The following is a 14,691-nucleotide window of genomic DNA, read 5'->3' as shown; positions in this document are numbered from 1 at the left end:
GAAGGTTGAATCGAAAATGGTCCAATAGCAATCCAACGGCTTGCGCCCATCGTCGTTTTACCCAAACCTGGAATCAAAGTAGCAAAAATTAAGAGTAATAGAATCACAACCATCAAAGGTGAATACTTGAGAGTTTTTCTTAAAGATTGACGAGTCATACTATTGAAGCCTACTATACCTACGATCACTCCAATTAGCTGGCGTTTTAAAATATATAGCCCATCGCCAGTATTAATGATACTTTCGGGGTAAGATGCCGACACTAAAGTCACCAAACCGATAATTAACCAAACACAAGTCAACCAATTTAACAAACGAGCTTCCCAAGTCCAAGATTGAAGTTGAGGATTAACAACAGGAATTAAATAGCCCAAACATTTTCGCCAAACTTTAGCTTTCACCGATCTTTTTGCTAGTTATTATTTTGCTTTTCAAAGGTAACAGATCGGAAGCTATAAAAGAAAATAACAAAAAAGAGGTCGATTAGACCCCTCTTCTACTCAAGTTTTGTCGTATTACCTTTAGGATAAACCAGTATTAGTACCTTGTTTTCCAGTATCTAACTTAACTGAGATAATTTTGCCACCCATTTTTTGAATGCGTTGTTGCTCGCGAAACCAGTTCTCGTAAGGTACGAGTTTCTCAAAATAAGTATTTTGCAATTCTCTTTGAGTGCGAATTCGAGTCTGACTGGGAACGCAAGCCTTCACTCTAAACATACGCATGAGATAAATTCTCCTTATGTGATAAAAAAAAGTTTAATCTTTTTGTTGTAAATATCTGCAAAAGCTATTTTGCTTTTTTCTATGGCGATATTTCTTTGGTAATTTGTTCTCGATCCTACTAAATGACAAAATTCGGGAGTCAGGAGTCAATACTAGATCTTCTAAACTTATCTTTCTTTCGCGCTCGAAAAATTAAGCTTTATTAGAACCAGCACTCACTCTAGACTTCCCGAATCTGTACGTTTACTCTTCTAAGATAAACTCAGGATACTCAAAAACTTAGCTTAATCCAGAGCAAATATAGTCAAAATAAACGCCCATTTCTTTACCAGCATCAGCACCAACCAAGCTAGCAGTTACTTCTTTCATAGCTTGAATAGCTTGAACTGTAGAAGCAACGGGAACTCCCAAAGAGTTATAAGTTTCTTTCAATCCGTTAAGTACGCGTTCGTCTAGAATGGAGGGATCTCCAGCTAGCATTGCGTAAGTGGAATAACGAAGGTAATAGTCTAAGTCGCGAATACAAGCTGCATAGCGACGAGTAGTATACATATTTCCGCCAGGACGAGTAACGTCGGAATATAGCAAAGATTTTGCTACAGCATCTTTAACAATAGCAGCTGCATTAGCACTGATTACGCTAGCAGCACGGACTCTTAGTTGACCAGTTTGAAAATAGTTTTTTAGCTTATCCATAGCAGCACCATCGAGGTATCTGCCTTGAACGTCAGCTGAATTAATTACAGAGGTAATTGCGTCTTGCATAGTTTTGTTTCCTTATCTTACCTAGTCTTAAATATTTGACACTGATAAGTTAGTGTATTTTTTGAAAAAGTTTGTTTGCGATCTGTTGGCAGTAAAGTATTTTATTAAATACTACTGCATAGCTCCGATTACATAATCGAAGTAGGAAGCAGCTTCAGCAGTGTCTTCAGCAGACATCATAGAAGTAGCTACAGCTTTCATCTCACGGATGCTCTGAGCCATAGCACCGACATCAGTACCTAAAGATTTATACATCTCCTTAGCACCAACCAACCCAATCTCTTCAATTGGAGTAACATCACCAGCTACTACACCATAAGTGATTAAGCGTAAGTAGTAGTCCATGTCGCGAAGACAAGTAGCAGTCATTTCTTCGCCATAAGCGTTTCCACCAGGAGAAACAACGTCGGGACGTTTTTGGAACAATTGGTCGCCAGCACTTTTCACAATACGCTCGCGAGACTCAGTTAGAGTTTGAGCAATACGCAAACGGCTTTCGCCAGTTGTAACAAAAGACTTAATTCTTTCTAATTCGCCAGGACTCAAGTAGCGAGCCTCTGCGTCAGCATTCACGATGGATTTCGTGACAATACTCATCGATGGATTCCTCCCAATACAATGAAATCAAAATTAATAAACTTACTATCGTGCTTTTAGCGGATAGTGTGAATTGAAAAAAGATTTACAGCAAATCAGCGAACCGCTTAACTTTCGCGCTAAAGCGATTTATCTAAGTCGGTCGGTATGAGATTGATCGACTTAACTAGATTCTAAAGTTTAAAATCTATGTTTTGCTGTTGCTTGTAAAACTCTCCTGGATAATAGATTACTCTGTTTTGTTACCCAATTTTCAACTTTTAGCTACAAATTAGTATTGCAGCTTGCCTTAACTAATGTGTAAAAGTAGCTACTGCCTTAACAAACTTTCACATAAAGTCAATACTTAGTAACAAGTAATGCTTTACGCTAACTTTTGCATTTAAAATCCTCTAAAGTAAAAGGTTTTACTTATCTAGAAGGAGTTCTTTTTTACTGGAGTTACAATCCAATTTAATTATCATCGGATACTTTGTTGCAGTTAATTGCTCCCTCTTAACAGAATTTAATGTTCTCTGCTACTATCTAAACCCAGATATGATAAGAGGGATCGAGCAATCGATATCCTTATAAAATCTACTAATTTGGCGTAAATCTTATAAGGAAAGTCGATCGCTTTTAATAGCTAATTACAATTAGTTAGGATTATGAGTTTATACATTCAGCTTAGTTGGCTCAAAGCTGGGAATGACAATATCGTCATTTTGCTTGGTTAGCTGATTATATAGCCTTTCTGTGTTAGGGAAATTAGCGGCGGGAAGAGTGGGGAAGCGGCGGAAAGGAACTGTATCTTCGCCGAATATTTGAATATATTCCATGCTGTCAACCATCGCGCCAATAAATGCTTTCAGACCTTGAGAAGCCAAAATTTTGTTATACTTCTGAATTTCTCGTTGAGTTAAAGGAGCGCGTCCCAAGAAGTGTTTTGTACCCAATTCGATCGCTTTTGTGTTGGGATAGGGAGTATAGAATTCTTTGAGGTATAGTTCGGAACTACCCAAAGCTTCAATAAATTCTTTAACAGTAATGTCTCCGTTACCCAAACGACTTTCTAAAGATGAGAATTGAGTTTGTACTACATAGGGGTCAATATCTCGCTCAAAAATCTGTCTGTAAGCTGCTTTAATAGTATTTTTAACAGCTACCTTGTCAAGAGTATTGGTAAGCTTAAAGACTTTATTTTGTTGACGTTGTATGGTGACACCTTGAGCGATTTTCTGCTTGACTTCGGGTTCGGTACGCATTCCGCTTACTTGACCCAACTCTACAAAACGAGGAGTCGAAGTATCTTCAACTTTCGCGCCAATACCTTCTTCAATCGCCCCAGGACGAGTTTTACGCAACTGCAAACCAGCAGGAGTTAGGTAACGTTCGTAAGGAACTGTATCTTCCCCAAAAGCTTCGGTATATTCAGCGGAATCCAAAATTGCATCTACCAAAGCATAGAAACCCTTCTTGGAACAAATATCGAAGTACTTGTTGATTTCTTGACGACCGTAAGTAGGACGACCTAACAAGCGACGGTGGATGTATTCTACAGCTTTGACTACATATAAAGAAGTCCAATACAAGTTGCGGAAAGTATCGGATTTAGCCAAGATTTTGACAAAATCGCGGACGGTAATATCGCCGTTTTCTAGTTTAATTTCTGCCTGTTTTAGTTCTTGACCTTGATAAACATCGCGACCGAAGACTTGACGATAACAAGCGCGAATTACAGCTTGAGTAGAATTCTCGGAGAACTGAATGCTAGTGTTTCTGCCAGTGGCAGGTAATTCGTTGTTTAAGCGGAATACTTTTGCCCCTAAAGAACCAGGGAATTCGCCTCTAGCTGAGGGGTTGCTATTTTGATTGTTGATACCAGCACCGCGATGGATCAACAGACGCTTGGTGTCTTTGTTGAAAGGTGCGGGACTAGTATTAGGATTGCGAGTCTCTTTGGGGAAAATTGCGCCAAATTGAATTTCTAGAGGATCATTCCCAGAACCATATACGTGTTGGTCGGGTAGAGGACGGTCGTAGCGAGCAAAAGTAGTTACAAACTGCGGAACTTTGCGGAAAGGCGCGCTGTAGTTCAACAGATCTTGCTGCATTCCCCAGTTACGACATTCTTGAGCTTCTTGACCCAAACCTCTAAGGTAAGGAACTGTTTCTTCGCCAAAGTAGTCTGCATACTCGTTAGAGTCTACTAAAGCATCCACTAGTCCAGCCAATCCTTTTTCAGAAACAATGGAGAAGTAGTCTTGAACTTCTTCGCGAGAGGAAGGACCGCGACCCAAAATGTGACGAAATGCTAGTTCTAAAGCGCGACTATTAATAAATGGCTCGAAGAACTGCTTGCGATATAGTTCGGACTTACAAAGGCGACGGACAAATTCTTTCATAGAGATGTCGCCATTTTTAACCTGAGACTCCAAGTAAGAAATAGACTGACCGTAAGCACGAGTAATATCTCGTTCAAAAATCTGTCTGTAAGCTGCTTTGATGACTGCTTGCTTTTCTAAAGTAGACAAGCCAGGTTTCATCACGAACTTGGGACGATTCTCAGAAGCATTAAAATAGCTTTGAGGAAGTTCTAGACCCTGCACGTCGTCAGAAGGACGCTGACGCAATTTATTTGAAGGAGTAGGAGCTTTAAATTCAGAAATTGCTACGTCAAAATATTGAGTAACGATTTCTGCAGATGCTGCATCTTTGCGGAAGTAATCTTTAGAAGCAGCACGCATTTCTTGTAATGCCACAATTGTAGCTGCACTGGAACAAGCTCTTTCGATAATTTCGCGCAAGCCTCTAATGTTGACTACCAAAATATTGGGGTCACCCGCCACGATTGCATAGCTAATGTAGCGCAAGAACCAAGACATATCCCTTAGAGACTTCTGCATATTAGCAGGACCATAGTTAGAGATATTAATTGGTCTAAACCCTGGAGGAACGGGTCCCGAACCCCCAGCAAAAAGAGATTTAAAAGCACCAAAGATGCCACCACTATTATTATCTTCTTTAGTTTGAACGACTACTTCCCCTGGAACTGGAGTATTCCCACCAGCCGTAGCCATCGCCATCTCTTCCACTGCGGGGGGTTTTTCCAAATAAGACATGGGAGAACCACCAGTGAAGATACGATTTGCCGCTCTAGAGACAATAATATCCGCATTATTGGTAATAGTCTGAGCTATATTTAAACGTTGAAAACCAGATTTATAATATGCTGTTAATTCTTTAAGTTCGCCTCCTTCTAAGAAGCGGTCTTGCTGCTCTGCTTGCAAGATTGTTGATACCGCTACTGTTTGATAGAGTTGAGGACGGGCTAATGAACTGCCACCACTTGCCGTTACACTCATGTTTAATTTATTAGATTTTTACTTATAGTTCAGCTTTTAGATTAAAACGTTTCGCGCTTGCTCGGTGGATTTATTAAGAACTATGTACTCAAACCACAGCTTTCAGGAATGCGATCGCAATAGTGAGAGACGGTTATTGGAAGCTTTGTAGGGTGGTAGTTTGAGTTTTTGCTTTATTACTAAATATTACTTTTGAAGAGATTGACTGCTACATTACTGTTAACTTGTGTAAAGTCTTTCATAATCAGATGCAGTCCAGTTAACCTACAGGAGATCGACCTGCTTTGCCAAATTCTTTATTGGTAAATTTAAGTGTTTTATTCGACAAACCTACTGGCATTGCTACTTATGCCAAAAATGTAGTGCAGTATCTCTCCAGTCTCGATCCTGTTTTGTTATCAGTAAAGAAAATAGAGAATGTGCAGCATTATGCCGTACCCCAAGGCATGACTCCTGACTTCGGCAGTAAAGGACATTTTAAAAGACTGCTTTGGACGCAATGGCAACTACCAAAGATTTACCAACAGCTAGGGGCAAATTTAATTTATTCTCCAATCCCCGAAGCACCTCTATATAGCAAATGTCGTTGTATTGTGATGTGTCACGATTTGATTCCTTTACGTTTTCCTCGCGCCACTTCTCCTCTGACTAATTATTTTCGTTATGTAGTTCCTCAAGTCTTGCAACAAGCAGAACATATTATTTGTAATTCGGCAGCTACTGCTCAAGATATTGTAGATTTTTATGGTATTGGAGCTAATAAGATTACGCCAATTTTATTGGGTTACGATCGCGATAATTTTTACCCCAGACAAGAAACACAAAATTTAATTCCACAACCTTATTTTTTATATCTCGGTCGTCAAGATCCTTATAAAAATATTGAGGGATTAATTAATGCTTTTGCTGCTATATCAAATAAAGAATATTATCTGGCGATCGCGGGATCTAAAGATCCTCGTTTTACTCCTCAACTAGAAGCACGAGTAAAAGAATTAGATATCGAAGATAGAGTTATCTTTTTAGATTATCTTGACTATAAACAACTACCAATAATTATTAGTAATGGGACTGCTTTAGTTTTTCCTACTTTCTGGGAAGGTTTTGGACTCCCTGCCTTAGAAGCAATGGCTTGTGGAACTCCCGTAATTACTTCTAACTTAGCTTCTTTGCCCGAAATTACTGGCGAAGCAGCAATTTTAATCGATCCTTATGATAATAATTCCATTGTCTCGGCAATGGAAGAAATAGGAAAAGATACAGAAATGCGATCGCAATTAAGCCAACTCAGCTTAGAACAAGCTCAAAAATTTAGTTGGCAAAAAACAGGAGAAGCAACTAAAGAAGTTTTAATTAATTACCTATAATAGATAGTTGTAATAAGTAAGTATTTTATCGTTGTGAAAATAGAATCTGAGAAAGATAAACTACCAAAAGGTTTATCATATGCTATTAAAACATCTATGCTGCAAAAAGCATTTGATGATAACAATATTACGACAAATACTCATTTGAGGTACTCAAAATCTGAAATATTTTTTGATGCTCATTATTGGCTTCCAAATGAAAATTGAGATTATTGTCGATTCTATATTAGGGTAGGAACTGTAAAATCGGAAGACAGGCAGCGAGCGTATAAATTTATGCAAGAACAAGTAATACCCGACCTTCTTAAATGGGCTAATGAAATTTTATCGTTGCCAGATAACAGTCCTAAACTGTCTAAACAACCATATTTCACAAGATATTTTATTTAATGAATAATTTGTAGCATATAACGTTCCTAAATTATTCGCGAAAACTTTTTTTGAATGAACCACTGAGAGATGAGACCCCGCGCCGCCGTCAGGCGCAAGGGAATGCTCATTTAACTGAGGACACAGAGAAAAGAAAGAAGAAAGAGATTTTATAAATCATATAGTATTGCTCTATATTTAGATTAAGAAATAATCTTATGATAAGGAATTCGGATTCCAACAGAAAAAGAGGAACAGCGAAGGTTTCTGACTAGAACCAGACAACAATTAATTGAAGACAGAACCGCTATCAAAAATAAAATCAGAATGAAGTGTCATCAAATGGGATTGATCGATCCAGAAGACAAGAGAGAAATGAGCTATAAACTAGTAAGCGAAATGCTTGCCTTAGCTCCTTCAAAGGAGTTTGCCCTGGTTGTCAAAGCTTACTTGAATGTCTGGAAGAGTATTGATGCTGAGATTAAAATCATTGAGAAGCAATTGAAGCTAAAAGCGGAGCTTGACCCAAAGGAAAAAATCTATCGCTCAGTTCCAGGAGTGGGAGTTCTTTCGGCGAGAATTCTGGCTGATGAATTAGGAGATTTCAGTCAATTTAAAAATGAGAGACAACTATTTTCTTATACAGGATTAACCCCTTCTGAGCATTCAAGTGGAGATAAAATTCGCAAAGGACACATTACTAGACAGGGAAATCAAAGAGTACGACGTGTTCTCAATCAAGTAGCGTGGAGAGCGATTAAAAAAGATCCCGAATTACAAGAATTCTTTGAAAGGCTCTATCCAAAAACAGGGAAGAAAAAAGCGATCGTGGCAGTCTCTCGTAAGTTGATTGGTCGAATTAGAGCTGCACTGAAAAAAAATCAACCAGATCAAATTAACTTTATGACCCAACAAGCATCATAAAATCAAAAACACAAATTGAATTTTAGAAATTGATTAAATAATCACAAACCTATCTCGAATTAGCTGTAACCCCGTCTTTTAGGCTGAGAGTTCAACGATCTCGTAACTTTTGTAAGTGGTGCAGCTTTCTCCAAGACGAACAAGAAAAGTGTGGCAAAACTAAGGTTTTGACCACGGATGACTGAATGTTGTGGATTATTTTTTTATTTTCTTAGTTTGACTTGTTCGAGCAATAAATTTTAAACCAAGAATATTTTTGTTACAGAGGTTATTTTCCCCTTGACAACTCACATGACAGCCTAAAAAAATATCCCTCTTATGATATTAGGATTCAAGAAATGTCAAAGCGATCGCAATCTGACTTTAAATCATAACAACTAACAACTAACCATTAACTAAACTAACTTTTTTGTTTATCCAAACGAGCCGCAGCTTCCAAAGCAGATTTGTTCCTCGCTCCTTGAGCATAATCTTCCAGGCGATCGATCGCCATGCCGCTAAGAATGCTTAAATCTTCTATTTCTATGCCCTTAATTAGCATTTCCACGCACCAAGTCTGTTGAGCTTGAGCAATTTTTGGTTTTTCCCCTTGGGGAGTAAGCAAATCAGCAGTTATTTCGTTCCAAATAGCTTCTAAATCGTTTTGAGAAATAGGATTACTGGCACTATCGATAAAAATTGCCGAGCAATCATCTTTACGGCTTTTCAACCATTGTATTAAAGGATTAGCTGATGTCGAACCATAACGAAAACCCATAACCCATTTATTGAGAGGAACTTGTCTTCTCAAACCATAATTAATTTGTAATATATGTTGCTGCGGTTCGACTATGGAATGGTTTCGTTCTAAATGTAATACTTCATTTAAAGTCAATCCTCCTCCAAACAAAACATAGATCAGCGCGTATTCTTGTTTGCCTGTTTTTTTTGCCTTACGAAAAAGCGATCGCACCAAACTAGCGGGTAAATCTTCAATGGATTCAGATGGTTTTTCTACCTTGACAATACTAGTTGTGGAAACTGCCGTCGAACTAGTAAAAGAACCTTGAAGAAATAATTTGACGATATTGTCCAACATCTCTTCCTTTTCGTCGCCAAAATCGTAACCTTCGGTACTAGATTGCACTACAAAATAGCCCAAAAGCAAAAAATTGAGCAAATTAACTATTTGTTCTGGAGTCAAGGTACTGTTTAAATCTTGTGCTGCGATCGCCTTTTCCAAATACTCAGCCACATAACGACTTGCTTCGCTCAATCCTTTACCCAATGCCAAGCGATTTTCTACGGGATAATTTCCCGCTTCCCCCACAATCGAACGAACCAAGTCAGGGGCTTTATCCAGGGTTCTGAGGCTTTCTTGGGCATATTCTTGCAAAAAATCAGCCACATTACTTTTAGAATCCGCCTTTTCTACCAAAGCATGAACTAACTTGGCAAATACCGCCGAATCTTCTAATACTGCCAAAAGCAAGCGGTACTTGTTACCAAAATTACGAAATAAAGTAACTTCATTAACTTGAGCGCGTTCTGCAACTGCTTTCGTCGTAGTTTCAGTAACGCCTCTTTCGGCAAATAAGTCCAAAGCTGCTTCAATCAATCGGGCTTTGGTAGATTTTCGAGGAGTCGGCATTTTTATCGATTACACTGCTTTTTTCTATTGTAATTAAATCATTTATTGCTTTTTAAGGATTTTTTAAGAAAAAAATGCAAGTTTTACTTGCACTTCTCTAAGGAATTTTGCTAAAGTATCTTTTGTAAGTGGCACTTGCAAAAGTGTTTTTTCCCGATTACACCAACAAACCAAGTGAAAATATGACTAACTAACAATTCTAGTTCCCTTGGTTTTACAAGAGCGTAATCGAAAAGCTAACTGAAAACATTTTTAGCTTTGTAGACTTAAAATTATTTTAGGAAAAATTCAGTAATGACACAGCAATTAATTGCTCCCCAAGAAAAACCATCGGCTCAAAGCAAACCCGAAAAACTAGAATTATCTTGGTTTAATATTTTCTTCTTCAGCGTATTCCACGTTATTGCTTTGGTAGCAGCACCCTTTTGTTTCTCTTGGTCGGGATTGGGCGTAGCTTTGTTTTTACACTGGTTGACTGGTAGCATCGGTATTTGTTTGGCATATCACCGCATTTTAACTCACCGCAGTTTGGAAGTACCCAAATGGCTAGAGAGAGTCTTAGTTACCTGCGGAGCATTAGCTTTACAAGGCGGTCCAATTTTTTGGGTGTCTGGACATAACCTACATCACGCTCACACTGAAGATAATGAGAAAGATCCTTACTCCGCGAAAAAAGGTTTCTGGTGGAGTCACATGGGTTGGTTGATGTACAAACAAGAAAAATACTTCAGCTACGATCGCTATAAAAGATATGCGCCTCGTACTAATAGAGATCCTTACTACCGTTGGTTGGAGACAAACTTCATCTGGGTTCAAGTTGCTCTTGGCTTAGGACTTCTAGCTATTGGCGGTTGGTCTTGGGTAGTTTACGGCATTTTTGTCAGAGCGGTAACTCTTTGGCATTGTACTTGGTTTGTTAACAGCGCGACTCACTTCTGGGGTTACAAAAACTTTGAATGTGAAGACGGCTCTTTAAATCTTTGGTGGGTTGGTATCCTCGCCTATGGTGAAGGTTGGCATAATAACCATCACTTCAGACCTCACGTTGCTAAAGCTGGTCAACGTTGGTGGGAAATTGACGTTACTTGGTGGGCGATTCAAGTATTGCGAGCTTTAGGCTTGGCTAAGAAAGTTGTAATGTAAATCTAATCATAGATAGAGCAGTTAAGATTAACTCTTTTCTCATTTATATAAAAGCGATCGCTTTAAAGGTAAGGCGATCGCTTTGGTTTATATTCTAATTACTAGCTAACAATCAATAATTGGAACTATCTTCTTCTTCTGCTGCCAAAACTACGACTGGGTTTTCTCATTCGAGAACTGCTACCAAAACTGCCACCTCGGTTTTTGAACTGTTTTGATTTACCTGAAGAACGAAGAGTGCTAGAACCCACTCCAGAACCAGTAGCACGACTTTTATTATTTAAAGATGGGCGAGATTTATTGTTAGAAGCATTACGCAAACTACCAGTAGTTCTTAGGGTGCGACGATTTCTAACTGCTGCAGGAGGGGCATTGTAGCGTTCTTGGTAGCGATTGACTGCTTGAGAATAGCTGCTGCCATAACCACCATAACCAGTTAAAATACCTCCTGGTTGATATACAGGGGGAACATAATATTGAGGGCGGAACAACATACTGCCGATCGCTTGCCCTGCTAAAGCACCTGCAAAAGGAGTCCAAAAATTAGATTCTCTACGAACTACCACTGTTTGAGGTTCGCCAGTTTGAGGATTGGTTTGAGTTTCGGTAACGTTATGAACGTATTCAATTTTAAAATCTTCGGTTAAATACATTACGGGTTGACCGCTATTGACCTCAAGGTAGGTTTTTTCACCATTAGCTGCTGCTTCTTCGTCAATACGAGCCATCTGCAATTGTGCGGTTTGCAGCACGGGAGAAGTCCCTGCAGGAGTATTGAGTAGCATCAACCTATATTCCCCAGTGGAATCGTCGTAAGTAGCTTGCTGTATGGGATATTTGCCGTCGGCGATTGAAGATGGTGCAGTACGGACGCTAGCATTATTATTAAAAGAGGGTTGAGACTGCATTGAAGTTGAAGATCCAGAACAACCGATGGTAGTCCAGCACAACGACAATGACATCAATAGAATTACAATCTTGCGTAACATAATAAAAATTCTTTATTGTTTGCTTTTGATTGTAAAACTTTCCCGACTTGCAAAACTTACGGATAATACTCCAAGCTGATATTAAGCTTTTAAGCTAGAGAAGTTTCTTTAGTCAGAACAAACACATTGCCTTCGTTTCCCCGACCAATTCTCATATCTTCATCGAGATAAGTAATTTCCAACCAGCCTTTTTGCTCTCCGCGATCTATCTTGAAATCGAAGGGAAGAAACTTTTTCCCCGACTCAATTTGTTGAATAAATTTCTTTGGGGTATTGTAGCTAAAGAATCGTTGCAAACCAATTATAGAACGCTCGAAAATCACATTAATTCGACTCTCTGACACTGGCTCAAAAGTAGCCGCCACGCTTACCAAGCCTTCCAGCATGGGGATGCCCATAATTTCTGCAATATTATAAACTTTCGCTTCGGAAACGCGGATACATTGATAAATTTGTCCTAACTTGAATAGAGGAAAACGATCTAGTCCTAAAATTCCTTTGCTGGTAGTGTAGAGCAAACGCCAGTCTCCCTGAAGCAGATTTTTCGCTTCTAAAGGCTTTCTAGTCGGATTGGTGTCTTCTAATTGTTGAATGGCAGAAAGAACTCGAACATTATCAATCTCATTGGCTAGTAAACCGCGATTCTTCCCTGCGATCGCTTCTAATAGTTCTGCTTTTTTACTCATGGGTTATCTAATTTTAAGTCTATAGTCTTAAACTTATTATTTCCTATTGTATCGGCATATTTCTGTTGTATGAGATAGTAACAGGTTGAAATCAGAATCACCATTCAAAATGACTATATATTTATATTTAAAGAGCGATCGCCTAAATTTTAAAAGCGATCGCTCCGATTAATATTGTCAAATTAAAACTACGAGCAACTATTCAATATTTTTCACATTTAAAGAAATATTGGACACTAAAGCTGAATTGTCCCAGTTCTCTGATGGTAATAGACTAGCTTGCTTTTTAGAATCTTCTGGACTTTCTCCAACTGCCTTCACTATTTCCACTCCAGCCTGTTCTAAAATCACTAAAGGAGTAGGAAAATGATTGGAGTCGATGCTTTTGACTAATATTTGACCGTTAGATAAATATTGACCTACTTCCACATAACGACTGTGATCTTCTTCTGGAGCGCGAACGATTAATTTAGTTCTGCCATTAGACTCATAAAGTCCAAAAATAATTACTTCTTGAGCCAATTTTGTCCGAAATTCATCTATGGGGTTAGATGAGCTATCTGGAGTATTTGGTTGTTGACTGATACGACTTCGTTCTCTATTCGTCCTATTACTAATATTTCTAGCTGGCTGATTTTCTTCTTCTTGTTCGATCTCAATTTCAGGAATCAAAGTTACTACTGAAAAGGGATCTTGCCTGCCACGAACGCTACTTCTAACTCGACTATCAGGATCTGTTGCAGGAATTAAGCCTGCAATTGTTTGGGTAGCTTCGCTTTCTTCTTCCAAGTCGGCAAATTCTTCTTCTTCCGTTAGAGCTTTTTCCGAGTTTTCTGGATTTCCTGATTGTGAATTTACGTTTGGAATTGGTTTTTTTGCTGTTGCTTCGAGATCTTGTTTAGCATCATTAGCATTGGAAAAGAAAGAACATCCTCCCATTACCGAAGCCATGAATATTGTTAATACCAATAATACTGTTTTCTTCATAATAATAATTCAAGGATTCCTCAAAGAACCCTCATTAATATGTAACCAAACAATTTAGTTAAGTACATCCCACCTATCAAAATAAATTTCGTGAGGTCTGACTTTAAACTCCAACATAACAGGGGATTTTGAGATCGGCTAGTTTTAAAAAACTAAGAATTTTCTTGTGCCATCGATTTTTTGAGTAAATTCAATCCTTTCTTCAGTTGACGAGAAACAGTTACTACACTAATCCCTAAAACTCTGGCTGTTTCTTTTTGAGTTAGATCGTGTAAAAAGACAAATTCTAAAACATTTCTCGTCCGATCTTCCAATTCTCCTAAAGCTTGCTGTAAGCGTACTTTATCTTCATAAACTAAATGAAAACTACGACACTTAGGATCGGCAACTAAATCCCCCAAACTCATTTGGGTTTCTACATCATTATTAACAGAAATATCCAAACTAAGAGGTTTGCGATTTTGATAAGCTAGTTTTATATCTTGCCATTCTTTGGGAGATACTTCTAAAAATTTAGATATTTCTAGATTAGTGGGTTGACGGTGATACTCTTCCCTAAAATTCCTGACAAAAGAAACTGATTGCTGTCTTAATTCTAACCAACGACGAGGGATTCTGAGAGTACAACTTTTATCTCTTAAATAATGTTGAATTTCTCCTCTAATATAAGGAATTGCAAAGGAACTAAAAGCATTTCCTTTCTCTACATTAAAACGTTCGATCGCTCTAATTAATCCTATCGAACCTACTTGTAATAAATCCTCGTAACTCTCATTACATTGATTCATCCAATGATAGGCTTCTTTTTTAACTAATCCAAAATTCAACTCCATAATCTTATTCCTAATATCAGCCAATTGATTTTTTTGATACTGATGAAATAAATGGAGGCTATCTAATTTAATATTTTTATTAACGCAAGTTGTCATTAATTTATTCCTAGATAGAGAGCAATATAATATGTAAAAGCTAATAAGTCTTTAATCTAAATCAATTTTTTTAGATACTTTTTAAGCTTAGATTTACCCTCTATTAGAGACAACAGCATTTCCACTATTTTTATAGTATAAAGTACAAAAAAAGACGATGATTATACTTAATATTTTGACCAAAAACCGATTCATTCGGTATTTTTACCAACAAAAAATGCAAAAAAAAAAAAGAG

General features: G+C 38.0%; 13 protein-coding genes. 3 read left to right on the top strand and 10 right to left on the bottom strand.

Annotation, left to right across the window (positions count from 1 at the left end; translation table 11 throughout):
• The 5 genes from AC33VI_RS03995 to AC33VI_RS03975 all read right to left on the bottom strand — a co-directional run.
• A partial coding sequence (locus AC33VI_RS03995; RefSeq protein WP_491780977.1) for an FtsW/RodA/SpoVE family cell cycle protein occupies positions 1 to 401 on the bottom strand: 401 nt, incomplete at its 3' end.
• A gap of 120 nt (positions 402 to 521) precedes the next feature.
• Positions 522 to 725 carry a rod-capping linker protein CpcD domain-containing protein gene (locus AC33VI_RS03990; RefSeq protein ID WP_491780976.1) on the bottom strand — a complete coding sequence of 68 codons (204 nt, stop codon included), beginning with the start codon at positions 723 to 725 and terminating at the stop codon, positions 522 to 524.
• A 279-nt stretch (positions 726 to 1,004) separates the two neighbouring features.
• Entirely contained in the window at positions 1,005 to 1,490 is a 486-nt protein-coding gene (gene apcB / locus AC33VI_RS03985; protein WP_491780975.1) for an allophycocyanin subunit beta, read from the bottom strand.
• A 111-nt stretch (positions 1,491 to 1,601) separates the two neighbouring features.
• The gene (apcA, locus tag AC33VI_RS03980; RefSeq protein WP_491780974.1) at positions 1,602 to 2,087 is read right to left on the bottom strand and encodes an allophycocyanin subunit alpha; all 486 of its coding nucleotides are present in this window, start codon (positions 2,085 to 2,087) and stop codon (positions 1,602 to 1,604) included.
• Between the two features lie 653 nt (positions 2,088 to 2,740).
• Entirely contained in the window at positions 2,741 to 5,431 is a 2,691-nt protein-coding gene (locus AC33VI_RS03975; protein WP_491780973.1) for a phycobilisome rod-core linker polypeptide, read from the bottom strand.
• A gap of 284 nt (positions 5,432 to 5,715) precedes the next feature.
• Here AC33VI_RS03975 and AC33VI_RS03970 point away from each other — a divergent pair, with 284 nt between their 5' ends.
• Positions 5,716 to 6,798, top strand: a complete 1,083-nt coding sequence (locus AC33VI_RS03970; RefSeq protein ID WP_491780972.1) for a glycosyltransferase family 4 protein — start codon at positions 5,716 to 5,718, stop codon at positions 6,796 to 6,798.
• A 597-nt stretch (positions 6,799 to 7,395) separates the two neighbouring features.
• On the top strand, positions 7,396 to 8,091 hold the full coding sequence (locus tag AC33VI_RS03965; RefSeq protein ID WP_491780978.1) for an IS110 family RNA-guided transposase: 696 nt from the start codon (positions 7,396 to 7,398) through the stop codon (positions 8,089 to 8,091).
• 400 nt (positions 8,092 to 8,491) lie between these two features.
• Here AC33VI_RS03965 and AC33VI_RS03960 read toward each other — a convergent pair whose 3' ends face one another.
• Entirely contained in the window at positions 8,492 to 9,721 is a 1,230-nt protein-coding gene (locus AC33VI_RS03960) for a TetR family transcriptional regulator (protein ID WP_491780971.1), read from the bottom strand.
• 294 nt (positions 9,722 to 10,015) lie between these two features.
• Between AC33VI_RS03960 and AC33VI_RS03955 the strand changes: the two genes are divergently transcribed.
• Entirely contained in the window at positions 10,016 to 10,864 is an 849-nt protein-coding gene (locus AC33VI_RS03955) for an acyl-CoA desaturase (RefSeq protein WP_491780970.1), read from the top strand.
• 125 nt (positions 10,865 to 10,989) lie between these two features.
• Here AC33VI_RS03955 and AC33VI_RS03950 read toward each other — a convergent pair whose 3' ends face one another.
• From AC33VI_RS03950 to AC33VI_RS03935, 4 genes are all read right to left on the bottom strand, one after another.
• On the bottom strand, positions 10,990 to 11,853 hold the full coding sequence (locus AC33VI_RS03950; RefSeq protein WP_491780969.1) for a hypothetical protein: 864 nt from the start codon (positions 11,851 to 11,853) through the stop codon (positions 10,990 to 10,992).
• A gap of 89 nt (positions 11,854 to 11,942) precedes the next feature.
• Positions 11,943 to 12,539 (bottom strand): PAP/fibrillin family protein, encoded by a 597-nt coding sequence (locus AC33VI_RS03945; protein ID WP_491780968.1) that lies wholly within the window; start codon positions 12,537 to 12,539, stop codon positions 11,943 to 11,945.
• Between the two features lie 198 nt (positions 12,540 to 12,737).
• The gene (locus tag AC33VI_RS03940) at positions 12,738 to 13,526 is read right to left on the bottom strand and encodes a hypothetical protein (RefSeq protein WP_491780967.1); all 789 of its coding nucleotides are present in this window, start codon (positions 13,524 to 13,526) and stop codon (positions 12,738 to 12,740) included.
• A 152-nt stretch (positions 13,527 to 13,678) separates the two neighbouring features.
• Positions 13,679 to 14,455 (bottom strand): RNA polymerase sigma factor SigF, encoded by a 777-nt coding sequence (locus tag AC33VI_RS03935; RefSeq protein WP_491780966.1) that lies wholly within the window; start codon positions 14,453 to 14,455, stop codon positions 13,679 to 13,681.
• Positions 14,456 to 14,691: the final 236 nt, after the last annotated feature.

The sequence above is a fragment of the Waterburya sp. genome, from assembly GCF_058530065.1.
This window is presented reverse-complemented; position numbering and strand designations above follow the sequence as displayed.

Bases quoted from the DNA above. Each gene is read 5' to 3' on its own strand.
- apcA (WP_491780974.1), bottom strand. From the start codon at position 2,087: ATGAGTATTGTCACGAAATCCATCGTGAATGCTGACGCAGAGGCTCGC.
- AC33VI_RS03975 (WP_491780973.1), bottom strand. From the start codon at position 5,431: ATGAGTGTAACGGCAAGTGGTGGCAGTTCATTAGCCCGTCCTCAACTC.
- AC33VI_RS03960 (WP_491780971.1), bottom strand. From the start codon at position 9,721: ATGCCGACTCCTCGAAAATCTACCAAAGCCCGATTGATTGAAGCAGCT.
- AC33VI_RS03940 (WP_491780967.1), bottom strand. From the start codon at position 13,526: ATGAAGAAAACAGTATTATTGGTATTAACAATATTCATGGCTTCGGTA.
- AC33VI_RS03945 (WP_491780968.1), bottom strand. From the start codon at position 12,539: ATGAGTAAAAAAGCAGAACTATTAGAAGCGATCGCAGGGAAGAATCGC.
- AC33VI_RS03955 (WP_491780970.1), top strand. From the start codon at position 10,016: ATGACACAGCAATTAATTGCTCCCCAAGAAAAACCATCGGCTCAAAGC.
- AC33VI_RS03935 (WP_491780966.1), bottom strand. From the start codon at position 14,455: ATGACAACTTGCGTTAATAAAAATATTAAATTAGATAGCCTCCATTTA.
- AC33VI_RS03950 (WP_491780969.1), bottom strand. From the start codon at position 11,853: ATGTTACGCAAGATTGTAATTCTATTGATGTCATTGTCGTTGTGCTGG.
- AC33VI_RS03990 (WP_491780976.1), bottom strand. From the start codon at position 725: ATGCGTATGTTTAGAGTGAAGGCTTGCGTTCCCAGTCAGACTCGAATT.
- apcB (WP_491780975.1), bottom strand. From the start codon at position 1,490: ATGCAAGACGCAATTACCTCTGTAATTAATTCAGCTGACGTTCAAGGC.